23 protein-coding genes and 1 other RNA gene are annotated in these 21,633 nt (G+C 55.0%); 11 read left to right on the top strand and 13 right to left on the bottom strand.

Annotation, left to right across the window (positions count from 1 at the left end):
- Window positions 1–18 precede the first annotated feature (18 nt).
- The 3 genes from mscL to ABFZ83_RS11035 all read left to right on the top strand — a co-directional run bounded on the left by mscL (window position 19) and on the right by ABFZ83_RS11035 (window position 4,242).
- Window positions 19–444, top strand: a complete 426-nt coding sequence (gene mscL, locus ABFZ83_RS11045; RefSeq protein ID WP_411816609.1) for a large conductance mechanosensitive channel protein MscL — start codon at window positions 19–21, stop codon at window positions 442–444.
- A gap of 195 nt (window positions 445–639) precedes the next feature.
- Window positions 640–2,439, top strand: a complete 1,800-nt coding sequence (lepA, locus tag ABFZ83_RS11040) for a translation elongation factor 4 (protein WP_411816608.1) — start codon at window positions 640–642, stop codon at window positions 2,437–2,439.
- Window positions 2,440–2,505: 66 nt separating this feature from the next.
- On the top strand, window positions 2,506–4,242 hold the full coding sequence (locus ABFZ83_RS11035) for an amidohydrolase (RefSeq protein ID WP_411816607.1): 1,737 nt from the start codon (window positions 2,506–2,508) through the stop codon (window positions 4,240–4,242).
- Here ABFZ83_RS11035 and efp read toward each other — a convergent pair.
- Window positions 4,239–4,802, bottom strand: coding sequence for an elongation factor P (efp, locus tag ABFZ83_RS11030; RefSeq protein WP_411816606.1), 564 nt, complete (start codon window positions 4,800–4,802; stop codon window positions 4,239–4,241). The two genes, ABFZ83_RS11035 and efp, sit on opposite strands and share 4 nt — an antisense overlap.
- Window positions 4,803–4,872: 70 nt before the next feature.
- Entirely contained in the window at window positions 4,873–5,619 is a 747-nt protein-coding gene (locus tag ABFZ83_RS11025) for a YebC/PmpR family DNA-binding transcriptional regulator (RefSeq protein ID WP_411816605.1), read from the bottom strand.
- A 176-nt stretch (window positions 5,620–5,795) separates the two neighbouring features.
- On the opposite strand from ABFZ83_RS11025, the gene ABFZ83_RS11020 reads away from it, so the two are divergent.
- The gene (locus ABFZ83_RS11020; protein WP_411816604.1) at window positions 5,796–6,551 is read left to right on the top strand and encodes an SDR family NAD(P)-dependent oxidoreductase; all 756 of its coding nucleotides are present in this window, start codon (window positions 5,796–5,798) and stop codon (window positions 6,549–6,551) included.
- Here ABFZ83_RS11020 and ABFZ83_RS11015 read toward each other — a convergent pair whose 3' ends face one another.
- Complete coding sequence (locus tag ABFZ83_RS11015) at window positions 6,552–7,427, bottom strand: LysR family transcriptional regulator (protein WP_411816603.1); 876 nt, start codon at window positions 7,425–7,427, stop codon at window positions 6,552–6,554.
- A gap of 130 nt (window positions 7,428–7,557) precedes the next feature.
- Here ABFZ83_RS11015 and ABFZ83_RS11010 point away from each other — a divergent pair, with 130 nt between their 5' ends.
- The 3 genes from ABFZ83_RS11010 (at window position 7,558) to ABFZ83_RS11000 (ending at window position 10,632) form a co-directional block, all read left to right on the top strand.
- Window positions 7,558–8,160, top strand: a complete 603-nt coding sequence (locus ABFZ83_RS11010) for a hypothetical protein (RefSeq protein WP_411816602.1) — start codon at window positions 7,558–7,560, stop codon at window positions 8,158–8,160.
- A gap of 237 nt (window positions 8,161–8,397) precedes the next feature.
- On the top strand, window positions 8,398–8,658 hold the full coding sequence (locus ABFZ83_RS11005; RefSeq protein WP_411816601.1) for a YjhX family toxin: 261 nt from the start codon (window positions 8,398–8,400) through the stop codon (window positions 8,656–8,658).
- Window positions 8,659–8,718: 60 nt separating this feature from the next.
- The gene (locus ABFZ83_RS11000) at window positions 8,719–10,632 is read left to right on the top strand and encodes a serine hydrolase domain-containing protein (RefSeq protein WP_411816600.1); all 1,914 of its coding nucleotides are present in this window, start codon (window positions 8,719–8,721) and stop codon (window positions 10,630–10,632) included.
- Here the strand turns inward: ABFZ83_RS11000 and ABFZ83_RS10995 are convergent.
- The 7 genes from ABFZ83_RS10995 to ABFZ83_RS10965 all read right to left on the bottom strand — a co-directional run bounded on the left by ABFZ83_RS10995 (window position 10,629) and on the right by ABFZ83_RS10965 (window position 14,203).
- On the bottom strand, window positions 10,629–11,447 hold the full coding sequence (locus ABFZ83_RS10995) for a YmdB family metallophosphoesterase (RefSeq protein WP_411816599.1): 819 nt from the start codon (window positions 11,445–11,447) through the stop codon (window positions 10,629–10,631). The genes ABFZ83_RS11000 and ABFZ83_RS10995 overlap by 4 nt on opposite strands.
- A gap of 25 nt (window positions 11,448–11,472) precedes the next feature.
- Window positions 11,473–12,057 carry a 5-formyltetrahydrofolate cyclo-ligase gene (locus ABFZ83_RS10990; RefSeq protein ID WP_411816598.1) on the bottom strand — a complete coding sequence of 195 codons (585 nt, stop codon included), beginning with the start codon at window positions 12,055–12,057 and terminating at the stop codon, window positions 11,473–11,475.
- Window positions 12,058–12,082: 25 nt separating this feature from the next.
- A non-coding RNA gene (gene ssrS / locus ABFZ83_RS10985) (6S RNA) lies at window positions 12,083–12,240 on the bottom strand.
- Between the two features lie 54 nt (window positions 12,241–12,294).
- On the bottom strand, window positions 12,295–12,582 hold the full coding sequence (locus tag ABFZ83_RS10980) for an XrtV sorting system accessory protein (protein ID WP_411816597.1): 288 nt from the start codon (window positions 12,580–12,582) through the stop codon (window positions 12,295–12,297).
- Window positions 12,583–12,699: 117 nt separating this feature from the next.
- Window positions 12,700–13,263: a 16S rRNA (guanine(966)-N(2))-methyltransferase RsmD gene (gene rsmD, locus ABFZ83_RS10975; RefSeq protein ID WP_411816596.1), complete on the bottom strand. Its 564-nt coding sequence runs from the start codon at window positions 13,261–13,263 to the stop codon at window positions 12,700–12,702.
- Window positions 13,263–13,442 carry a DUF4169 family protein gene (locus tag ABFZ83_RS10970; protein ID WP_411816595.1) on the bottom strand — a complete coding sequence of 60 codons (180 nt, stop codon included), beginning with the start codon at window positions 13,440–13,442 and terminating at the stop codon, window positions 13,263–13,265. The genes rsmD and ABFZ83_RS10970 overlap by 1 nt, the downstream gene beginning before the upstream one ends.
- Window positions 13,439–14,203, bottom strand: a complete 765-nt coding sequence (locus tag ABFZ83_RS10965; protein WP_411816594.1) for a pseudouridine synthase — start codon at window positions 14,201–14,203, stop codon at window positions 13,439–13,441. The genes ABFZ83_RS10970 and ABFZ83_RS10965 overlap by 4 nt, the downstream gene beginning before the upstream one ends.
- Before the next feature lie 99 nt (window positions 14,204–14,302).
- On the opposite strand from ABFZ83_RS10965, the gene ABFZ83_RS10960 reads away from it, so the two are divergent.
- Window positions 14,303–14,761 (top strand): nucleoside deaminase, encoded by a 459-nt coding sequence (locus ABFZ83_RS10960; protein ID WP_411816593.1) that lies wholly within the window; start codon window positions 14,303–14,305, stop codon window positions 14,759–14,761.
- Between the two features lie 63 nt (window positions 14,762–14,824).
- On the top strand, window positions 14,825–16,048 hold the full coding sequence (locus tag ABFZ83_RS10955; protein WP_411816592.1) for an acyl-CoA dehydrogenase family protein: 1,224 nt from the start codon (window positions 14,825–14,827) through the stop codon (window positions 16,046–16,048).
- 57 nt (window positions 16,049–16,105) lie between these two features.
- Here ABFZ83_RS10955 and ABFZ83_RS10950 read toward each other — a convergent pair whose 3' ends face one another.
- Window positions 16,106–17,020 carry a PAS domain-containing protein gene (locus tag ABFZ83_RS10950; protein ID WP_411816591.1) on the bottom strand — a complete coding sequence of 305 codons (915 nt, stop codon included), beginning with the start codon at window positions 17,018–17,020 and terminating at the stop codon, window positions 16,106–16,108.
- A 153-nt stretch (window positions 17,021–17,173) separates the two neighbouring features.
- Here ABFZ83_RS10950 and ABFZ83_RS10945 point away from each other — a divergent pair, with 153 nt between their 5' ends.
- Window positions 17,174–17,473 carry a hypothetical protein gene (locus tag ABFZ83_RS10945; protein WP_411816590.1) on the top strand — a complete coding sequence of 100 codons (300 nt, stop codon included), beginning with the start codon at window positions 17,174–17,176 and terminating at the stop codon, window positions 17,471–17,473.
- Here the strand turns inward: ABFZ83_RS10945 and ABFZ83_RS10940 are convergent.
- Window positions 17,470–18,867, bottom strand: coding sequence for an MATE family efflux transporter (locus ABFZ83_RS10940; RefSeq protein ID WP_411816589.1), 1,398 nt, complete (start codon window positions 18,865–18,867; stop codon window positions 17,470–17,472). The two genes, ABFZ83_RS10945 and ABFZ83_RS10940, sit on opposite strands and share 4 nt — an antisense overlap.
- Window positions 18,868–19,180: 313 nt before the next feature.
- Entirely contained in the window at window positions 19,181–20,182 is a 1,002-nt protein-coding gene (locus ABFZ83_RS10935; protein ID WP_411816588.1) for an SDR family oxidoreductase, read from the bottom strand.
- A 231-nt stretch (window positions 20,183–20,413) separates the two neighbouring features.
- Here ABFZ83_RS10935 and ABFZ83_RS10930 point away from each other — a divergent pair, with 231 nt between their 5' ends.
- Window positions 20,414–21,562 (top strand): efflux RND transporter periplasmic adaptor subunit, encoded by a 1,149-nt coding sequence (locus ABFZ83_RS10930; protein ID WP_411816587.1) that lies wholly within the window; start codon window positions 20,414–20,416, stop codon window positions 21,560–21,562.
- The last annotated feature ends 71 nt before the right edge of the window (window positions 21,563–21,633 follow it).

Raw genomic sequence — 21,633 nt, 5'->3', positions numbered from 1 at the left:
CATGAAGGGACCAGAGCTATGGGCATGATCAAGGAATTCAAGGAATTTGCCGTAAAGGGTAATGTGGTCGATATGGCCGTCGGTATCATTATCGGTGGCGCATTTGGTACGATCGTAAAATCGCTTGTCAGCGATATTATTATGCCGCCAATCGGTCTCGCCTTGGGCGGGGTCGATTTCTCCGACCTTTTCATCAATCTGACCGATATCGAATATGACAGCCTCGCGGCGGCGGAAGAAGCCGGTGCCCCCGTGATTGCCTATGGCACATTTATCAACAATGTCATTTCATTCCTGATTGTTGCTTTCGCCGTCTTCCTCTTGGTCAAGGGCATCAACAACCTCAAGAAAAAGCAGGAAGAAGCGCCGGCCAAAGCCCCGGAACCACCACGCCAAGAGGTTCTGCTCGAAGAAATTCGCGACGCTCTCAAAGCGCGCTCATAAAACGACCCCTACCCAGTGAGAGAAGCCCGGCCGCCATGCGGTCGGGTTTTTTTATGCGCTCAGGGCCAATCAGGGCGGCCTGACGACGATTGTCTGGGCTGGGCCATTGTCCCCAAGCGCCGCCCCGTCTATATGCCTCGCTGGCCCCGCATTTACCGCTGGGGTTTTGTTTGGTCCTTTGTTACACCCAGATTTATGACGCCGCTCAAAAATATCCGAAACTTCTCCATCGTTGCTCATATCGACCACGGGAAATCCACGCTGGCTGACCGTTTGATTCAGCTCACCGGTGGCCTGACCGTCCGGGAGATGAAGAGCCAGGTTCTCGATTCCATGGAGATTGAGCGCGAACGCGGGATCACCATCAAGGCCCAGACCGTGCGCCTTAATTATAAGGCCAAGGATGGCGAGACCTATGTCCTAAACCTTATCGACACGCCGGGGCATGTGGATTTCACCTATGAAGTCTCGCGCTCGCTCTATGCGTGTGAAGGGGCGCTTTTGGTGGTTGATGCCAGCCAGGGCGTCGAGGCCCAGACCCTCGCCAATGTCTATCAGGCAATTGACGTTGATCTCGAAATTGTGCCCGTACTGAACAAGGTGGATCTGCCTGCGGCGGATGTCGATCGGGTCAAAGATCAGATCGAAGATGTGATCGGAATCGATTCCTCCGAGGCGCTTGAGATTTCTGCAAAGACGGGCGTCGGCGTTGACGAAGTTCTCGAAGCGATTGTCACGCGCCTTCCGGCCCCAACGGGGAATGTGGACGCACCGCTCAAAGCGCTCTTGGTCGATAGTTGGTATGACGCTTATCTGGGTGTTGTGGTTCTCGTCCGTATCATCGACGGTACCCTGAAGAAGGGAATGCGTATCCGCATGATGGGTGCTGATGCGGTCTATACGGTCGATCAGGTCGGTGTATCGACGCCGAAAAAGACCCCGGTCGCAGAGCTTGGCCCCGGCGAGATTGGCTATTTAACGGCCTCGATCAAGGAAGTCGCGGATACGAGCGTTGGTGACACGATCACCGATGACAAGCGCCCGACCGCAGATATCCTGCCGGGCTTCAAGCCATCCGTGCCTGTTGTTTTCTGTGGTATCTTCCCTGTTGATGCGAATGACTTTGAAGATCTCAGGGCCGCAATGGGCAAGCTCCGCCTTAATGATGCGAGCTTTGAGTTCGAGATGGAAACCTCTGCCGCGCTTGGGTTTGGCTTCCGGTGTGGTTTCCTTGGGCTTTTACACCTCGAAATTATTCGCGAGCGTCTGGAGCGGGAATTCAATCTCGACCTTATCACCACTGCGCCGAGCGTTGTTTACAACATCCATTTGACCGACGGTTCGATGCAGGAATTGCACAATCCGGCAGATATGCCAGACCCTGTACGGATCGACCATATCGAAGAGCCGTGGATTAAAGCGACGATCATGGCACCGGATGAATATCTCGGCGGCATCCTGAAGCTCTGCGAGGAACGTCGCGGTATTCAGCAAAACCTGACCTATGCGGGGACGCGGGCGATGCTGGTGTATGAATTGCCGCTGAACGAAGTTGTGTTCGACTTTTATGATCGCCTGAAATCAGTCTCGCAGGGTTATGCAAGTTTTGATTATCAGATCACGGATCACCGTCCGGGCGATCTCGTCAAGATGCAGGTTTTGGTAAATGACGAGCCGGTTGATGCGCTATCAATCGTGGTGCACCGCGACAAGGCACAGACCCGTGGCCGGGCGATGTGTGAAAAGCTGAAAGACCTGATCCCGCGCCATATGTTTAAAATCCCGATTCAGGCCGCTATCGGTGGCCGGGTGATTGCACGGGAAACCATTTCCGCAATGCGTAAAGACGTGACCGCAAAATGTTACGGCGGTGACGCTTCGCGTAAGCGCAAGCTGCTCGATAAACAAAAAGCCGGTAAGAAAAAGATGCGCCAGTTCGGCCGGGTCGAAATCCCGCAAGAGGCGTTTATCAAGGCCCTTAAAATCGACAATTAATCACTGCGCAGGGTTGTTGTCGCCATTGCGCATGGTGCCATAAGCTAAGGCAAAGGAGCCTTGCTTATGCGTTGGATTATTGCTGCGATCGTTGCTGTTCTGCTGGTCATTATTGGCTGGCGTTTCATGCCAGAGCGCGACGAGATTGTGATCTACCCGGCAAAGGGCGTGGTAACGGTCAATGGGCCAGACACAATCGCCGAGGCCGTGGCGGTACAAAACGGGCGCATCCTTGGCGTTGGTGCGCGCCAGACACTGACCGCGAATTACCCTGACGCGCGGATAGACGAAACATTTGCGGATCAGTTCATTGTTCCCGGTTTCATCGATCCGCATATCCATATGGTACTTTCATCGCTGCAATATGCGGTGCCCACTGCGCCGCCTTGGCCGATGGCGACACCTGATGGCATGCGCGATGGATATCCCACGCGCGAAGCATTTTTTGCGCGGGTGCGTGCGGTAGAGGCCGAGGCAAAACCCGGCGAGCCCTTGGTGATTTATGGCTTTCATGATCTCGTCCATGGCCCGCTTGATCGACATGATCTTGATGCAGTAACGACTGATCGCCCTTTGATCATTTGGCATTATTCGAGCCATGATTTTTATCTGAATTCTGCGGCGCTCGAATGGGCAAAGATCGATGCGTCCTTGCACGAAAAATTCGAAGGCGTGCCGCTGGGCGAAGATGGCCTGCCGACGGGCCGGGTCTTCGAAGATGCGGTGCCGTATTTGCTCGAAACATTAGGCGGTGTTCTGATGAATCCGTTCAAGATCAAAAAGGGCCTTGATGGGTTTTCAAAATTATTGCGCGAAGGCGGTGTCACGACGGTTGCTGATTTGGGCTATGGCGCGTTCGGTTTGGGGCTGGAAGACCTCAATATCAAAGTGAACTGGCAATCACCGGCACATAGCGGTTACCGGCTTTATCTGGTTCCGGAGCATCGGGCCTTTGAGAAAAAATTTGGCGATAAGCGCGTAGAAACCATCAAAGATATGGTTTCGGGCGCACGCGGCACGCCCGCACCCGTATTGCCGCAGGTCAAGTTTTTTGCGGATGCGGCGTTTTATTCCCAAACCATGCGGGTTTCCGAGCCGGGATATTTGGCGGGCCAATCCGAAGGATCGCAAGGTCTTTGGGTCATCAAGCCCGATGAGCTTACATCGGTGATCGCCCCTTATTGGGATGCCGGGCTTGCCGTGCGCATTCATTCGAACGGTGATGAGGCGCAATCGGCGACGCTTGCGGCCTTGGCCGCGCTTCGTAACCGGAACCAGGATTTGCGCTTCGTGATCGAACATGGCGGATTGTTCTCGCCCGATCATGTGGCGAAGGCCGGTGCTTTTGGCGCAGCCGTTTCTGCGGCGAGCCATTATGTATTTTACCTAGGGGAGGCCTATCAAGCGCCATTGGGGCCTGAGCGCGGGCAGTGGATTTCCCCATTAGCGTCATTATCGGCGGCCGGGGTGCCGGTCACGCTTCATTCCGATGCGCCGCTTGCGCCGCCATTGCCGCTTTTGGCCGCGAGTGTTCAAATGACCCGTGCCACCCGTGAGGGCGGTGTGTTGACGCCCTCAGAAAAAATGTCCGCCTACGAAGCGCTGGAAGCCATCACGATTGATGCGGCATACGCATTAGGGCTTGAGGATGAGTTAGGGTCAATTGCGCCAGGCAAGCGGGCGGATTTCACGATCTTGTCGGAAAACCCGCTGGTGGTGCGGGGCGCTGAATGGCCGGATATTGGCGTTTGGGGTGTGGTTCTGGACGGAGAAAAACGCCCCGTAAGCGGCGCGGGAGATTAATCCGCGCGTTTTACAAATTCGAGGGTCTCAGTGTTGACGACAATTTTTTCGCCAACGCTCATATAAGGCGGCACCATAATGCGCAGGCCATTATCAACCGTCGATGGTTTGTATGATGATGAAGCCGTCTGACCTTTTACCGTTGGTTCGGTTTCGGTGATCTCAAGCGTCACATGTTCGGGCAGGGCAACACCAATCGGGCGGCCTTCATGGCTTTCGATCGTGACGGCCATACCGTCCTGAAGGAAAGCCGCTCGCTCGCCGATCATGTCTGTTGGAATTGAAATCTGCTCGTATGATTCCTGATCCATAAAGACCAGCATGTCGCCCTCTTGGTAGAGATAGGTGTGGTCTTTTTGTTCGAGGCGAACCCGCTCAACGGTTTCTGATGCGCGGAAGCGTTCGTTCATCTTGCGGCCATCAATCAGGTTTTTCAGCTCAACCTGCGCATAGGCAGGGCCTTTGCCCGGTTTCACTGCGTTGATTTTGACGGCTGCCCACAGGCCACCTTGGTGTTCGATGACATTGCCGGGGCGGATTTCATTGCCGTTGATTTTCATATGGCTCTCACGGATCTGAGTTCAAAAGGTTTGCCGCTCTAACAGGCGGGCGCAGGTGTGGCAAGCGCGCTTAGTCCGCCAGCCGCTCCATCTCCTCGTCGGAAATTTCAAAATTCGCATAGACATTCTGTACGTCGTCGCAATCATCAAGCGCGTTCATCAGCTTGAGCAGCGTCGCCGCTTTGTCGCCTTCGACGTCGATTGTGTTTTGCGGTTTCCAGATCGGCTTGGCCGAACGCGCCTCGCCAAAGGTTTTCTCTAGTGCCGTGCTGACTTCGTTGAGCTGGTCAAAGGCACAATAGATTTCGTGGCTGTCCTCGGATGACTGAACATCATCGGCCCCCGCTTCGATGGCCGCTTCAAGCATTTCGTCCTCGGTTGCGACCTCGGCGGCATATTCAATATAGCCGACAAGATCGAACATGAACGAAACCGATCCGGTTTCGCCGAGATTACCGCCATTTTTCGAAAAGATCGTGCGGACCTCGCTGGCGGCGCGATTACGGTTATCGGTCAATGCTTCGACGATCAGGCCAACGCCCGCCGGGCCAAATCCTTCGTAACGGATTTCCTCGAACGCGGCTTCGTCGGCATTGGTCGATTTCTTGATGGCGCGGTCAATATTGTCCTTGGGCATGGACTGGGCTTTCGCCGCCATGATCGCAAGACGCAGACGCGGGTTAAATTCCGGATCTGGCGCGCCCATTTTCGCGGCAACGGTGATCTCTTTTGACAGCTTCGAAAACATTTTCGAACGCTTGGCGTCCTGGCGACCCTTACGGTGCTGGATATTCGCCCATTTACTATGCCCGGCCATGGGGACCTCTTCCTTCGTCATTTAGCGTGGATTGGACCCGTTTATGCCGAGGATAGCTGAAATTTCAAGCGGGGGAGGCAAATGAGCTATCAAAGCGGCCTGTTGTCCCCGTGATTTCGCCTTGACCCGTGGGCGGTGATCACGCCAATTGCCCCCAAAAGACTAGGGAGACCGGCATGAATGACCTAAACGGCAAAACCATCCTGATCACCGGGGCTGCACGCGGGATCGGCGCGGCGAGCGCGCTTGCCTGTCACAAGGCAGGGGCCAAGATCATTCTTCATGCCAGCGCCAAGAGCGATGCGGCGGCCAAAGCCGCTGAGGCGATCGGCCAGAGCGCAGATGAATTCCTCTATCAAGATTTCACCAAAGACGGCGCAGGGGCGGCTTTGGTCGAAAAGGCCGTTGCCAAAGCGGGCCAGATTGATGCGGTCCTTAATAATGCGGGGGCTTATATCGCAACGCCATTGGAAAGCGATGACGCGGAATGGCAGGACCTCTGGGCCAAGACAATGGCGATCAATGTGCAGGCCCCGGCCGATATCTGCCGCGCCGCGATTGCTCATTTTCAGGGCCGTAAATCTGGCGGCATCATTGTTAATGTTGCGAGCCGGGCCGGGCATCGCGGTGATGGGCCGGATCATTCGGCCTATGCGGCATCAAAAGGCGCGGTGCTGGCCATGACCAAAACCTTTGCCCGGTCATTGGCCGGTGAAGGCATTTTGTTTTACGCCATCGCGCCTGGCTTTGTGGAAACACGCATGGCCCCTGAAGATATTGAAAAGCGCGCGCAAGCGGTAAAGGAGATCCCGCTCGGCCGTGTTGCCACTCCGGAAGAAGTTGCAGCCACCAGCGTATTTCTATTGTCGGGGGCTGTACCCGCAGCGACCGGATCAACATTTGATATTAACGGCGCTTCGTACGTGCGCTGATTACATCCAATAAGGCTGCGGTAAACCGCCGTTCTGTGATTGCTGTGCGATGTCGTCGAGCGTGCTTAGGGCGCGTTCCATAATTTTTGGCGATGAAAAATTTTCCTGAAAAACGACATAGGCCGGATAAGGAAAAACTGGTGTATTCGGCACAAGGTGGAGCAATCCTTTCGCAAGATGTGGCGCAATGATGCGTTCGGGGAAATAGGCGGCTCCGCCATTGTTCAGCAATATATTGACGCCCAGTGCGCCAAGCTCCAGCGTTAATGCTGGTGTGACCAATTCAGGGAACGCAGCCGCATGCATGTCGCGGAAAGCATCCCCCCAATCCGCATAAATATAATTCTCTGCAAAAGATGTAGATGGATCGGTTGTCACCATCACAAGATGGTCTTCGATCAGTTCGCGAACGATAATACCGGGGCGGTGTTCGGGCTGGTAGATGACAGCCATATCCATGACGCCTTCGGCCATCGCGCGCATCATTCTTGCCGGCATGCCGATATCACAACGAAGTGCAACTTTTGGCATGGCTTCCCTGAAGGCGGGCACCCACCACAATAAAAGCCTGTTCCAAAGACTGTACTGGCCGCCGACGATCAGCGTGTCGTCAAATCCATCGGGGACGGCCACCTGATGTTTTGCTTCTTCCCATGCTCGCACCATCGCCCGCGCATAGCGGCGGAATTGATGTCCCGCCGGGGTCAGGTCGCATACCGATTTTGTCCGAACGAAAAGCGTTTTCCCGAGCTGGTCTTCAAGTGCCTTTATCCGGGCGCTTACGGTTGATTGCGTGACGTGCACCCGACGGGCGGCGGCAATGAAACTGCCGCCTTCGATCACGGCAAGGAATGTTTTTGCGGTGGTGATATCCATCGAGCCCTCTTTAATTCGATATTTTCGATATTATCATGCAATTATATTCGTTTGCAAAATGGTTTGTCAGACCCGACATTGTTAGGGTGACCGGCACAGATGTGTCCGGCCCAAACGAAAGGACTGATCCATGACCAAACAAATGCTTAAAACCGCTGCTGCCGCTCTGGCGATTATGTCATTGAGCGCGACCGGTGCCTGCGCGAGTAAGAGCGCTGAAATTGTTGCGCCATTGTCGGTTTCCAATAGCCAAATGCAAAACGCAGCTGCGCTGTCGTCTCAATGGGTTGATGGCCGTCGTCAGGAAATGACTGGCCTTGAGCACGTGGAAGAGGGCGGCAAGCTGATCCGCAAAGCGCAAAAAGACGAGCGCAAAGCGACTGAAAAGCTGAACAAGGCGGTCACCGAATCTGACGAACAGCGTGCGGCCTATGTGCGATTGGTTGCAGGATTCGGCGGCGCTTCAATGCCATCTGCGGTCGAGACAGAGATCAAAGCGCTGAAGAAAGCGGCGGATGATTGGAGCGATGCCTATAAGCGGGTGGAGAAGCAAAAATCCCGCGTGAGCGACGCACAACTGGAGATTGCCAATGGTGAATCCATGGTGCGGACAGGCAATGAAATGATCGCAACAGGACGTGAGAAAATGCGTGTCGCTGAGGCAGAAAGCCAAGGCTATCAATCTGATCCGACGGTGTTGATCGCGGATGAGCCGCTTGTCGACATGAACTAATGTCGACAGATGTCACGGAGCAGGGACCTCCCCCCGGGGTCTCTCTTCGTGACGTTTTGATGTTGCATGATGCGCATGCTGACGGTAGAAGTCCGACATACGCAGCAAGTGCGAATTTTATGTCTGAGATTGTATCCAACTAAGCCGACTGTAACGGCGCATTAAAAACACCGATTGCCAACGGCGGTAGGAGTGTTTTTGCGCGCCCAGATTTAGCGATACATCTCGGATTTATCCATGAACATTTCTAAGGCGGAGCAAAAAACGCTCCATGCACTCGCCCGTGGTGGCGGCATTCTGGTTGAGAAAAACGAAGCCGGAAAAATTTTCCGCGTCAATTGCATCACCCGCGAAGGGTGGACACTCGAAGATTGTACGCTTGGCGTGTTTCAAAAACTCAAGCGGCGCAGGCTCATCGCGTCGAAAAATGGCGGACCCTATCATGCTACACGTTTAGGGCGAATATCCGTTCGGGCTCAACTGGATAACCGGGCCTAACACCATTTGGCAAAGTCGCATTGTCTGTTAGCTTCGCAACAGAGTTTCGGAGGACAGGGAATGCGACTTTCCGTTTTTGGTGTTTTGGCATGGTTGGTTTTTGTTGCAGGTGTCAGCGCGCAAGCGCCTGATGCTGCGCCATCCGTGGCGGTGGACGAAGTGCCGATGATGGCCTTTGAACCGACGCGCGAAGAGGCCGTGCTAGAGGCCTATATTGACGGCGTGGTCGCAGCCTATCGGCGCAATAATCATATTCCCGCGGTCTCACTGAGTGTCGTCAGAGACGGCAAGATCCTGTTCGCAAAGGCCTATGGCTATGCGGATGAGGATACAAAAACTCTCGCCAGCGGTCAGGAAACGCTTTTCCGGATCGGGTCGGTATCAAAAACTTTTACTTGGGTTGCTGTCATGATGTTGCATGAGCGCGGCCTGATTGATCTTGATACGGATGTAAATCAGTATCTAAAGGGCATGGAAATACCCGCTGCGTTCGATGCGCCGGTTACGATGCGAAATCTGATGGCCCATGATGCGGGGTTTGAGGATTCCTTTGGCGTTTTCGTTTATGGCGATGAGGGGGACCTGACGGCGGGGCTCAAAGATACAATGCCAAAGCGGGTTTATGCGCCGGGAGCCCGTGTTTCCTATTCAAATTGGGGTGCAGCGCTTGCGGCAAAGATTGTCGAAGACATTGCCGGCATGTCTTATGCGGAATTTCTGGATCGCGAGATCCTCCGGCCCCTCGTCATGCGGCGCACGACCCTTGATGGGCCTGCGGCGATGAACACCGCCCTCGCGGAAAACCTTGCCAAGGGATACCGCTATGAAGCGGGCACCTATGTCAGCGGCGAATATATGGAGCTAGGCCCCTTTACCCCGGCTGGCGGCATGGCATCGACCGCAGATGATATGGCCCAATGGATGTTGGTTTTGCTGGGGCGCGGCAGCCATAATGGCGTCGCGCTTTTTACGCCTGAAACCCATGCGACCATGCTTGATGCGCTGCCTCATGTGCCTTCAATGACGAGCGGGTTTTTAACCCGTAATTATCACGGCGTTCAGACGCTTGGTCATCCCGGTGCGACGGCGTATTTTCTGACGAATATGACATTAATACCGGAGCTGAATATCGGTATTTACGTATCACAAAATTCAGGCGGCGATCGTGGCCTCGTCATGGGCTTGTCTGATCTGGTGCTCGATCATTTGGTCGGCGATAATATTGAACGCTCGCCGAGTGATGATCCGGATTTCGAAGCCGCTGCCTATGCGGGAACTTACTTTTCGAACCGGCGTTCATTCTCGAAGTTTGAAAAGCTTTTCTCCGCGCCCAGTGTTTCTACCGTCGCCCCCGCAGAAGGCGGCGCGCTAACGGTTTCAAACGGTGCAGAGGTTTCAAGATATGCACCGGTACCGGGCGCGGGCGATACGTTCGAAGACCGTAACGGAAATCAGATCGTCTTTTTACGGAATGATGCGGGAAAGATTACCCATTTTGTCGGTCATTTGGGTGCCCACTCCCATGAACGGGTCGGCTTTTTCAGCTCACCGAATTTCCTGAATGTGGCCATCTCGGCTGCGGTTGTTTTCAGTTTGACCGCTTGGCTTGGGGCGTGGCGGCGACAGGGGCGTCCCGCCAATCACACATCAATCGGTGGCTGGATAAACAGATTTGACCTGTTGTCGGCGCTTATGGTGTTCGGTTTTTCTGGCGCAGCGCTCGGTGTTGGTGCCGCCCTGAGCGATTTGGAGACCTTGTCGAGCTATCCGCCGCTGGCGGTGATGGTGATGCGCATACTCGGTTATGGGCTTTTTGTGATTGCCTTATTGGCGATTGCCAGCCTTTGGCCAACATGGCGACAATCAGGATTTAGCCTGTGGCGCAGGCTCCATCATTCGCTTTTCGCCTTGGCGCTCGGGGCGCTGGCGGCTGTATTGATTATCTGGAATGTGATTTTCTCGGCGACCGCTTAGTCAAGCGAAGGGCCAACGCTGCGTAGATGACCGCCAATGCGGATCGGATCAATCGTCCGTGCAAGACCGGTGCGCGGGTCCGTATCGATCATGATGCCGCAAATCGTTGCCTCGCCGGAGGCCGGCATAAAGCGTCCGCCCGGCATTTTAGTGGTGAAGCGCCGCATCGGTTCCGCTTTGTCCATGCCAATGACGCTATCATAATCGCCGCACATGCCGAGATCCGTGATAAAGCCTGTACCGCCCGGCAGGATACGATCATCCGCCGTCGGAATATGGGTGTGGGTACCAACCACGAGGCTGGCGCGGCCATCAAGATAATGCCCCATTGCGCCTTTTTCAGAGGTCGCTTCGGCGTGGAAATCTACAATAACGGCGTCGACATCTTGGCCTAAAACCGCGCCGCCCAATTCGCGATCAAGCGCGGCAAAGGGATCATCGCATGACGGCATGCCATGTTGGCCCTGGGCGTGGGCCACAAGAATGCTGGTGCCATCCGGGCCGGGAAATACGCCGCTACCGCGACCGGGATTACTGCTTGGGAAATTGACCGGGCGAAGAATGCGGTCTTCGCGGTCATAGACATCGAGCTCTTCACGCTGGTCATAGGCATGATTGCCCGTGGTCATGACATCTGCGCCTGCGTCGATGAAATCCTCGACAATCCGGCGGGTCACCCCGAAACCACCGGCGGCGTTTTCGACATTGACCACAATAAAATCCAGCGCGAATTTTTTGCGTAGGCCCGGAAGGCGTTCGAGCAGCAGCGTTCGGCCGCTTCGCCCCATAACATCACCAAAAACCGCAATCCGCAAAACGCGCCTCGTTTCTAACTATGCTCTAACACCGGATCGCGCCGCGTTCGGTCACTACCCAATCGAGCGGTTGGTCTAGTGGGGATAGGGGGATGGCGTCAACTTCCTGCACGCCATAAGCGTACCCAACCGCAATCGGATTGCCTTGTGCCCGAAGCGTTTCGAGGGTGCGGTCATAATAGCCGCCGCCATAACCAAGCCGGCCCCCGTCACGGGTGAAAGCCAAAAGTGGTACGATAATGATATCGGGGATGGCTTCGGGGGCATTTTCCGCCGGGGTCATCTCGCCATAGGGGCCGGGCACCAATTCTTCGCCGGGCATATAGGCCCGAAAAATCAGCGGCGCTTTCTTTTTCACAACGACCGGCATGGCAACCCGCGTGCCTTCCTCGATCAGCGCGCTGACCAATGGCTCGGTGTCGAGTTCGCCTTTGATGGGATAATAGGCCGAGATGATGGTGCCTTGCGGGCGCTCGATGGCGTTCAAAAATGCACTCGCCGCATGTTTTCCCGCGTCTGGTCGCGCGCGGGCTGCGGCACGTCGTTCACCCTTCATCCGCTCGCGCAGGACGGATTTCGGATTATTGAAAGGGGCAATTGGCGGCAGCATCGTCTCTCGGCTATCTCAGCGAAATTCAGGTGCCGCCCTGGCCGTTGGACTTGTTGTTCGCCCTGGACCCTAAGGTACAGGTGGGCACCGCGTGATGAGGACCACGATCCTCGCCAGAGACAGCTCCCGATGGATGAATTAAGGCCCCGGGGAATGTCGTCCTGACGGGCCGGGCAGCAGCCACGTAGATAGGTGTCCTAGGGCCAGCCGTAAAGGGGCCCGGAGCAGCCGGTTCGGTTATTTCCCGGCGTCTGCCTGTGGTTCGCTTGAGTTCTGGTCGTTGCTGTCCATGGAGCGCCAGCTCGGATAGAGCAGGCACCCAAGGAACGAAAACGCCGCCGCAATCAAAAGAACGAGCGCAAAAATACCGCCGCCGGCATTGCCCAGCCAATTCGCCACAAGACAGGTCGTGGCGATGATCAGATAGGGATAAACTGGTGGATCCTGCACCATGTAACGGCTGACGAAGAGCGCCATCGACGATAGCAACAGAGCCAAAGAAAACAGGTCAAAGATCGTGAACATATAAATTCCCCGCTAATTGGGGTTCACTATACATAACCCCCGTTAAATCCGACTTAATGAATGTTTTCGTTTTGTCTTTTTGGGGAAAACTTCGTTAACCATAAAAAATGGCGTGGTCTAAGGCGTATAAACGTAAATGCCGATCTGGGTGTCGCCATAAATGCGGCGATCAACCTCGGAAAAACCGTCAGCGGTGATTGGGGTTTCCGATTTTGCCTGTTCGACGACGCATAATGCGCCATCAGCGAGCCAGCCATCTTTATGAAGGGCGGCCATCGCCGGGCCAGCCAGATCCTTTTGATAGGGCGGATCGAGAAACGCCAAATCGAACACCGGGCCGACGCCCGCCGGTTTTGGGCCTAGATCCGTCGCCGAGCGGCGGTGGATACGGGTGATGCCAAAGAGCGAAAGCGCTTCGATATTGTCGCGGATTGCGCCCCGGGCATTGGCATCGGTTTCGACGAATAAGCACCATGATGCCCCGCGTGAGAGCGCCTCGAATCCCAATGCGCCGGACCCGGCAAAGAGGTCAATGACGCGCACGCCTTCGAAATCAAAATCCGGCCGCGCGCCAAGAATATTGAAAAGCGACTCGCGCGTGCGATCTGTGGTCGGGCGCGAGGTCGTGCCCTTGGGCGCTATAATTTTCCGCCCGCTATATTCACCGCCAATAATGCGCATTACTCGTTATCGTTTTTATGTTGGTCGAGATGCCGATCATTTTTCTCTTTGTCGGCTTTGGTTTTTGTTTTTTCCGCTTTGGATTGGCCGTATTTTGCGCGGTTTTCCTCCGCCTGTTTTTCCTTTTCGGCGCGGTTTTTCTTTTTGCGGAATTGATTGAGGTTGATCACATTGCTCATAGGCCAATCTCTTCGCAGATCGATTTCCCTAATTGTTCTTTTAGCTGCTTGCCGGGAACTTCTTCGAAACTGTCTTTCGGCAGCTTGCCAAGTTGAAATGGTCCGTAGGCGGTACGAATAAGCCGGTTCACATTCAGCCCGAGATACCGCATCAGATTTCTGACCTCGCGGTTTTTCCCTTCATTGATGGAAAGCGTGATCCACGCATTGCCGCCCTGTTGCTGGTCGAGGGTTGCCCGAACGGGACCATATTGAATACCGTCAATTTCAACGCCGTCTTTCAGGCGGTCGAGCGCGGATTGGCGCACGCGGCCATGGGCGCGCACGCGGTAACGCCGGGCCCAGCCGGTTGACGGCAATTCGAGCCGCCGCGACAGCGCACCGGAATTGGTCAACAGTAAGAGACCTTCTGTGGTCAGGTCGAGCCGCCCGACAGAGATCACGCGCGGCAAACGCCCGGCAAGCGCATCAAATACCGTTGCGCGCCCTTGCGGGTCTTTATGGGTGGTGACCAATCCATCAGGCTTGTGATAGCGCCACAGCCGCGGCTGGTCCGGCTTGCCGATCCGGGTGCCATCGACCCGGATGTCCATATCGGGCGTAACCTTAAAGGCCGGCGTTTCGAGGACTTTGCCATCGACCGTGACAATTCCCTGTTCGATCATACGCTCGGCCTCGCGGCGGGACGCCACACCAGCACGGGCTAAAAATTTGGCGATACGTTCGCCCTCTGGTGGTGTTCCGGCGGAATTGTCGGTCATTTTGTCGGCGTCCTTTGAATTCGTCGTCTATAGGTGCGCCTTATATGCACATGCATCAAGTGCGGTCTATGATCTGGGCGTGCTTAGGCGTAATCAGATTTGGTGAATGACGATCTCGAATATATGACGCGCGCGCTCGAAGAGGCGCACAAGGCCGCCGATGCGGGCGAAGCGCCGATTGGGGCGGTGTTGATTGGTGCGGATGGCGCGATGCTGGCGGCCGCCGGTAATGCGCCTATCGCGACCCATGACCCGACCGGACATGCGGAAATCCGGGTATTGCGCGCCGCCGCCGAAAAAGTCGGCAATTACCGCCTGACAGGGACGACCCTGTTCGTGACGCTTGAACCCTGCGCCATGTGCGCCGGTGCGATTTCCATTGCGCGGGTCAGCCGGCTGGTCATTGCGGCAAAGGATCAAAAAGGCGGCGCGGTTTTTCACGGGCCGCGCTATTTCGAACAGCCGACCTGCCATTGGCGACCGGACGTCGTTGAGGGGCCATTGGCCGAGGAGTCGAGTAAACTCCTTCGTTTATTTTTCAAAGCGCGTCGCCGCTAACTGCATATGACTCTTTCATCGTGGCGGCGGACGGTTATCATGCCGCCAAACAAGGAGCCAATAATGCAATTCGAATATTCTGACCGCTGTAAAGATTACCTAAAACGTGTCACCGATTTCATGGATAAATATGTTTATGAAGGCGAAGAAATTTATGAACGTCAGCATGCAGAATTTGGCCCCGGCGAAGGTCGCTGGAAAATCCCACCGATTATCGATGAGCTAAAAGACAAAGCCAAGGCAGAAGGGTTGTGGAACTTGTTCCATACAAACCCGAATTTTGGTCCCGGCCTGTCCAATGCAGATTATGCACCCTTGGCGGAGCAAATGGGCCGCTGTCACATTGGGCCTGAAGTATTCAACTGCGCCGCGCCGGATACGGGCAATATGGAAGTGCTCATGAAATATGGCACGCCGGCCCAGCAAGAACAGTGGTTGACGCCCCTACTTGAAGGCAAGATCCGTTCGGCCTTTTTGATGACCGAACCACAGGTCGCATCTTCGGACGCAACCAATATTGAGACCGACATCAAGCTTGATGGCGATCATTATGTTATTAATGGCCGCAAATGGTGGTCTTCAGGTGCCGGTGACCCGCGCTGTAAGATCTTCATCGTCATGGGCAAGACCGACAAGACCGCTGACCGCCACAAACAACAGTCCCAGATCCTTGTTCCGGCGGACGCAGAGGGCGTCAAGATTCTTCGCCATTTGCCCGTATTCGGGTTCGATGATGCGCCGCACGGCCATATGGAAGTCGAACTTAAAAATGTCCGTGTGCCGAAAGAGAATATTATTCTGGGCGAGGGACGTGGCTTTGAAATTGCCCAAGGGCGGCTTGGCCCTGGCCGTATTCATCACTGTATGCGGACGATTGGCGCTGCAGAAGTCGCGCTTGAGAAAATGGTCAAACGGCTTTTGACCCGCGAAGCATTTGGCAAGCCGATTTACAAGCACTCCATTTGGGAACAACGGGTTGCCGAAGCGCGCATCGATATCGAAATGGCGCGGCTTTTGACGCTGAAAGCGGCGTGGATGATGGACACAGTCGGCAACAAAGTGGCGCAGGGCGAAATCGCCATGATCAAAGTGGCGGCACCGCGCATCGCGCTGAAAGTCATTGACGATGCCATTCAGGCCTATGGTGGCGCTGGCGTATCCGAAGATCCGGGCCTTGCGCGGCTTTATTCGGGTATTCGCACGCTTCGCTTGGCCGATGGCCCCGATGAGGTTCATTGCCGTGCGATTTCGCGCATTGAGTTCAAAAAGCACTCAAACGCGGTCTAACGAATTTCGGCTTAATTGATCAAAAGCGCTCAGATCTTTTCGGTCTGGGCGCTTTTTCTATGCGTCGATGTAATTGTGAATGTCAGAGAAGCAACCGACCATTCTGATCGGTTTGTCGTCCTGATCCCGAATGGCTTCGCCGCGCGAAAGCACCCAGTGATAGCTGCCATCGGCATGCTTCATGCGGATTTTCAGATCGAATGGTTCTTTCGAGCAAAGATGGGCTCTTAATGCGGTTTTGAAGCGTTCGACGTCATCCTTGTGGATCGTCTTTTCAATCGCCGCGAGGTCGTAAGGACCTTTGTTCTTTGAGAACCCCAATAAGGTTTCGATCCCGTCGGAAATAACGGTTGTGCCGGTAACCACGTCCCAATCCCAAATCCCGTTGGTTGATTGGGTTATTGCCCAGTCAATACGTTCAAATTTTTCTGCCTGTTCTATGTGGTCTTCGATACGGGCTTTGAAAAATTCCAACACCTGCCGGACGACGATATCGCGCTGTTGTTTATGCTTGGTCATGGCGACAACAACGCCAATCGGGGTGCCGTCTTTTCCGGTGAGGGCGACACCTGCATAGGAAGAGATATTTTTCTCGACGAGGAATTGGTCACGCGGAAAGAGCTGCGCAACATTTTCGGTGATGATGCAGCATTTCCCGTCTACTGCACGCGCGCATGGCGTGCCGTCGAGGCTGTAAATAACGTTTTCGCCCAATTCACCATGCGCGACAAAGCGCAGTGTTCTCACGAGGTTTGAATAAGGATTAAGCCGCGCAACAGCGAAATAATCTGCATCCAGAACCTTGCTGACGGCCAGTGCATATTCGGTCAGGAATTCGCTTTCGGGGATCCCGGAAAGCGCCAATGACAATGCAGCAATGGCGTCTTTGGCTTGCGCTTCTTGCGAAAATTTCTCTTCAAATGCGGCTTCTATCTTGTCTTGAAAATTCGTGGCGGTCGCTGCGTTAACCATGAAATTGCGTGTCCTGCATGAGCAAGTGAATACTGAAGAGTGTAACTATCCCTTCTCGAGTGTTAAAAATCCCTTATGGGTTAATCGGGATTCACGAAACTTTTGGGATTTCTTGCGAGCTTAGACCTTGCGACATTACCAATGGTGATACCCATGGAAGCATTCGAGCCCTTTGGGATTTGGCTTGTTCTGGCTTTTGTAGCCTTTGTCTCCTTCCGGATTGGCCAGGCAACCAAGGCGGAAAGCGCCGCCGAGCGCGCGCACCGCGTCATGGAAGAACAAGAAGACATCAAAACGGCTATTGCGAATATTAGCGATGACCAATGGCGGGAAATCGATCATATGCTCGTGGCGAAACGAAAAATCGCCGCGATCAAGGCGCTTCGCGAAGCCACCGGTTTAGGGCTGAAACTATCGCGCATGGCGGTGGAGCAACGGCAACGCCGCCACTAGGCGTCGTCGCGCGTGATCCACCAAAGCCGCCCGCCCAAAGTGACCGAGGCGGCGAACAAGCTGGCTAGCAATCCCCACCAGACGCCAACGGCACCAAATGGCGTACTCAGGCCGAGCCATGCAGCAATCGGAAATCCGATTACCCAATAGCTGATACCGGTCAGAATCATCGGTACACGTACATCTTTAAGGCCGCGTAGCGCTTGCCCGGCCGCAACCTGAATTGCGTCGAACAATGCAAACGCTGCTGCGATCGGCAGGAACGAAACCACAAGCCCGAGAACGATTGCGTTCGATGCGTCATCAGCTTCAAGATAAAAGCCCGCAATCTGGTTCGGGAACAACATGACCGGTATCGCGAAAAGCATGATCGCGCCAATACAGGCGAGGATAGACATCACCGATGCCCGCCGGACGCCCGGAAGATTTTTCGCCCCTGCCATCAAGCCAACCCGAACCGCACCGGCCTGTGAAAGCCCGAGCGGCATCATAAAGGCCGTTGCCGCGACGTTCAGCGCGACCTGATAGGCGGCCATTTCATTCACGCCGATACGGCCCATCAGGAACAGCGCGGCGTTAAACAACATGGCCTCAAAGCCAATCGTGATCGAGATCGGCCAGCCAAGACGCGCGACTTCGAAAAAGCGGGGCCAATCCGGTTTGAAAAACCGCTTGAACAGATCGAACCGCTTCGCCCGGGCTTCCCAATTGATATAGGCCACAAGGGCGAAAAACCCGATTGCGTGCGATAACGACGATGCGATCCCCGCGCCCACCAGTTCCAAACGCGGGAAGCCCCAATTGCCGTAAATCAACAGATAGTTGAGAAGTGCGTTGATCGCGGTGGTTGCGATGATGACATAAAGCGGCGCGCGGGCCCGCTCGATCGCTGCGAGGAAATTTCGCAAAACGATTACGCCCAGCGCAAAAGGCAGGCCGGGAACGAGCGCCAGCACATAAGGCTCCGCAAGCCGGGCGACATCCGCCGGTTGCCCCAGCATCAAGGCAAATTCTTCAGCGAAGAAATAAATAATCGAACACACCGGCGCAGCGATACCGACGACCCAAAGCCCCATCCGGACCGAGCGCCGCGCATCGCGGACATCATCGCTATTCGCCCCCAATGCCTGAGAGACCATTGGCGAGGTTGCAACCGCAGGCCCCATACCCGCAACGAACAGGACATAGAACAGCACCAGGCCCAACCCGCCAGCCGCAAGATGCGTCGGGCCAAGGCGGCCAATCATGACCACATCAATGATATTAATAGAAAATTGGACGAGCTGCGTCGCTGCCATCGGAAGGCCGATGGTCATCAGCGCAAAAAATTCCTTGCGCCACGGTGAAGCGGATTTTTCAATCGCTTCCGGTGTGTTCTCCAAATTGCTCGTCATGTCTGCTCACTTAATCGCAAAAGCGACGGTAAACGCGTCCTTTACCCAAGCAATACTGAAATGGAAAGAGAATTAGGAAGTTTGGTGCCTTAGAAACGGTGAAGTGATATTACTGTCGTTACCGCTCGTATTGGTTGCGTCGAAGCAAACATTTTTCAGAATGTGTCGCGCGTGCGCCAGCGTTCCGTAGGCAGACCATGCGCGTGCCCAGATAATATGCACGCAACCGCCTGCGGTCATGTTGAATGCCGTCTTGGCGCAATCGCCGCATAGGAAAGTGGTCGCGCTATCGAGTCATCGGAAACTTGCGGTCCTAATCCGTTACAGCATCATGCCATCGCTTATAGTGGCCGCTGCTGAGAACGCTGGCTTGAATTTGCGCCATGGCGGCATTCGCCGCATCCGTTGCCTGCGTATTCGGGTGGACCGGCCTGCGCAAAGGTCGTTGCCCTGCGGGCATGCCCATGATTTCCGCAATCGCGCGGGGGACATCATTCGGATCGGTGCTACCGCCGCCGCTCATCATGCCGCTGGCCATGTTGATATGGCCTTCATAAGCTTTTTTCCGCTCGTCGCTCACACGCGTCAAAAGCGCATCGACATTGCGCTGACCGCTTTCCCAAATTTTGGTCGGATAGCCGCCGGGCTGAATGATCGTCACATCGATACCGAAGGGCGCAAGTTCATAGGCGAGGGATTCAAACATTGCCTCAACGCCAAACTTGGTTGCGCAATACATGCCGAGATTGGGAATGATGATCCGGCCCAGTTGAGAAGAGACGTTAAATATCTGACCAGATTTCCGTGCACGCATTTTCGGCAAGGCCGCGCGCGCCATGCGAAGATAGCCAAACAAATTGGTCTCGAAAATGAGCTGCGTTGCTTCCATATCGTTGATTTCCACAGGGCCGGCCAATCCGATCCCCGCATTATTGACCAAGACGTCGATGGCCCCGCCGGCGATGTCTTCCGCCGCGGTGACGCCACTTGCAATTGAGGCCTCGTCGAGAACGTCAATTTCGACCGCCGAGAGGTCGAGCTTTTCGTCCCGTGCAATTTTGAGGAGCGAAGCCGCCTCGGGCCGATTGCCATTGTCGAAATTCCGCATTGAGGCAATGACCGTAGCCCCGAGGCGCGCAAGATGAAGCGCCGTGAGGCGGCCAAAACCCGAACTGGTACCCGTGATCAGGACTGATTTGCCCGATAAATCCTTGGCGGCGGCGATCTCTTCTGCGCCCGCGGGCAAGATTGATGCGGCGGCCAATATTGAGCCAGCGGCAAGTAATTCGCGGCGCGATGGGGTGTATTCAGTCATCGGTTTCTCCTCCTGAGTGCCAAAATACTACGCTGAAACGCCATAAAAGACAGAAAAAGGCGCAGATAGACTGGACCACGGTCATAATATTTCAGTAATGACAGCGGAGTATTGATTTGACAGCAATACAAAGAAAATTTGCCCGAATGACGACGGAACTACCGGTTTCATACGTATAAGGGTGAAAGCCCGCTTTTTGCGGTTCAGCCATCAAGGGTGGAGAAGCACGTAATGAAATTGTCAGGGTCGCTAGTTGCTGGTGCCGCTATCGGTGTCATTTTTGGCGCAGCTGTGACCGGTTTCGTCTTGTCATCGCAAGCCCCTGCGACGTCGAATGATACTGGCGGACGCGGGCCTGGCGGCTCACGCGGTGGTTTCATGCCGGCGGTAACGCTGGTGGCTGCGGAAGCGGCAACGGTCGGCAAGACCCTCGACATTATCGGCGAGGGGCGCGCCGTAAAAAGCGTTGCGCTGACCTCCGAAGCGACGGGCATCGTCACCCAGGTGAATATTGCGCCGGGCAAGCATGTCTCGAAAGGCGATATCCTGCTCAAGCTGGATGATGCGCAACAGCGCATCGCGATTGAACGCGCCCGCGCGCAATATCCAATCGCGAAAGCCAATGCCGAACGGTATGCGTCGCTGAAAGAAACCGAAGCCGCGTCAGCGCTAGAAGCAGAAACGGCATTTAATAATTACAAGGCGATTGAAGCGGACCTGCGTGCGGCGGAATTTGCATTGTCGCAGCGGACCATCAAAGCGCCCTTTGATGGTGTCATCGGCCTGACGACGATCGAGGCGGGTGATTATGTTCGTGCCGGTGATCCGGTGACAACGCTTGATGATACATCCTCGATCATTGTCGAATTTGCGATCCCGCAAGAAGCGTCAAACCTCGTAAAGGTTGGTCAGGGGGTTACTGCGCGGCTCGCAGCGGCAGGCGCCTCCGAACATGAGGGGCGGGTTTCGGCGATTGATAGCCGGGTTGATGCGCAATCGCGGACGCTGAAAATTGAAGCGACATTTGAAAATGAAGATGGGTCATTGATCCCCGGCACGATCTTTTCCGTCTCGACAACGAGCCAAGGCCAAGAGGCCGTCTCGGTTCCCGGCCTCGCCATTCAATGGGACCGCGCCGGGCCATTTGTGTGGCGTCGTGGCCTCGACGGAAAGGCGCAAAAAGTCAATATCGCTATCCTTCAGCGGACGGACGAAAAAGTCCTGGTCGAAGGTGACTTAAACGTTGGCGATTACGTGGTCTCCGAAGGGGCCGACCGGGTTCGAAGCGAATTCCCGCTGCCGGAAGTAAAAAGTCATAAAAACAAGGCTGTATCGGCCGCCGGCGTTTCTTCGTCAGGGGTGTTCGCCGCGCAGGACTAACAAAAAAGCCGACCGCGATGGGTCGGTTTTCGCCCGCACTGGATTGAATAAGAGTTGCGAACCTTATTTTT

The sequence above is a fragment of the Hyphococcus formosus genome (genome assembly GCF_046736345.1).
GTDB lineage: Bacteria > Pseudomonadota > Alphaproteobacteria > Caulobacterales > Parvularculaceae > Hyphococcus > Hyphococcus formosus.
The sequence above is the reverse complement of the archived record's forward strand: the minus strand, read 5'-3'. Positions and strand labels throughout refer to the sequence as shown.

What these genes read in the sequence shown, in the direction of transcription:
- lepA (WP_411816608.1), top strand. Translation starts at nt 640, where the DNA reads ATGACGCCGCTCAAAAATATCCGAAACTTCTCCATCGTTGCTCATATC.
- ABFZ83_RS10990 (WP_411816598.1), bottom strand. Translation starts at nt 12,057, where the DNA reads ATGCTGCCGCCAATTGCCCCTTTCAATAATCCGAAATCCGTCCTGCGC.
- ABFZ83_RS11025 (WP_411816605.1), bottom strand. Translation starts at nt 5,619, where the DNA reads ATGGCCGGGCATAGTAAATGGGCGAATATCCAGCACCGTAAGGGTCGC.
- ABFZ83_RS11035 (WP_411816607.1), top strand. Translation starts at nt 2,506, where the DNA reads ATGCGTTGGATTATTGCTGCGATCGTTGCTGTTCTGCTGGTCATTATT.
- ABFZ83_RS10965 (WP_411816594.1), bottom strand. Translation starts at nt 14,203, where the DNA reads ATGACCGACAATTCCGCCGGAACACCACCAGAGGGCGAACGTATCGCC.
- rsmD (WP_411816596.1), bottom strand. Translation starts at nt 13,263, where the DNA reads ATGCGCATTATTGGCGGTGAATATAGCGGGCGGAAAATTATAGCGCCC.
- ABFZ83_RS11000 (WP_411816600.1), top strand. Translation starts at nt 8,719, where the DNA reads ATGCGACTTTCCGTTTTTGGTGTTTTGGCATGGTTGGTTTTTGTTGCA.
- ABFZ83_RS10945 (WP_411816590.1), top strand. Translation starts at nt 17,174, where the DNA reads ATGGAAGCATTCGAGCCCTTTGGGATTTGGCTTGTTCTGGCTTTTGTA.
- mscL (WP_411816609.1), top strand. Translation starts at nt 19, where the DNA reads ATGGGCATGATCAAGGAATTCAAGGAATTTGCCGTAAAGGGTAATGTG.
- ABFZ83_RS10935 (WP_411816588.1), bottom strand. Translation starts at nt 20,182, where the DNA reads ATGACTGAATACACCCCATCGCGCCGCGAATTACTTGCCGCTGGCTCA.
- ABFZ83_RS10940 (WP_411816589.1), bottom strand. Translation starts at nt 18,867, where the DNA reads ATGACGAGCAATTTGGAGAACACACCGGAAGCGATTGAAAAATCCGCT.
- ABFZ83_RS11005 (WP_411816601.1), top strand. Translation starts at nt 8,398, where the DNA reads ATGAACATTTCTAAGGCGGAGCAAAAAACGCTCCATGCACTCGCCCGT.
- ABFZ83_RS10980 (WP_411816597.1), bottom strand. Translation starts at nt 12,582, where the DNA reads ATGTTCACGATCTTTGACCTGTTTTCTTTGGCTCTGTTGCTATCGTCG.
- ABFZ83_RS11015 (WP_411816603.1), bottom strand. Translation starts at nt 7,427, where the DNA reads ATGGATATCACCACCGCAAAAACATTCCTTGCCGTGATCGAAGGCGGC.
- ABFZ83_RS10955 (WP_411816592.1), top strand. Translation starts at nt 14,825, where the DNA reads ATGCAATTCGAATATTCTGACCGCTGTAAAGATTACCTAAAACGTGTC.
- ABFZ83_RS11010 (WP_411816602.1), top strand. Translation starts at nt 7,558, where the DNA reads ATGACCAAACAAATGCTTAAAACCGCTGCTGCCGCTCTGGCGATTATG.
- ABFZ83_RS10970 (WP_411816595.1), bottom strand. Translation starts at nt 13,442, where the DNA reads ATGAGCAATGTGATCAACCTCAATCAATTCCGCAAAAAGAAAAACCGC.
- ABFZ83_RS11020 (WP_411816604.1), top strand. Translation starts at nt 5,796, where the DNA reads ATGAATGACCTAAACGGCAAAACCATCCTGATCACCGGGGCTGCACGC.
- ABFZ83_RS10950 (WP_411816591.1), bottom strand. Translation starts at nt 17,020, where the DNA reads ATGGTTAACGCAGCGACCGCCACGAATTTTCAAGACAAGATAGAAGCC.
- efp (WP_411816606.1), bottom strand. Translation starts at nt 4,802, where the DNA reads ATGAAAATCAACGGCAATGAAATCCGCCCCGGCAATGTCATCGAACAC.
- ABFZ83_RS10930 (WP_411816587.1), top strand. Translation starts at nt 20,414, where the DNA reads ATGAAATTGTCAGGGTCGCTAGTTGCTGGTGCCGCTATCGGTGTCATT.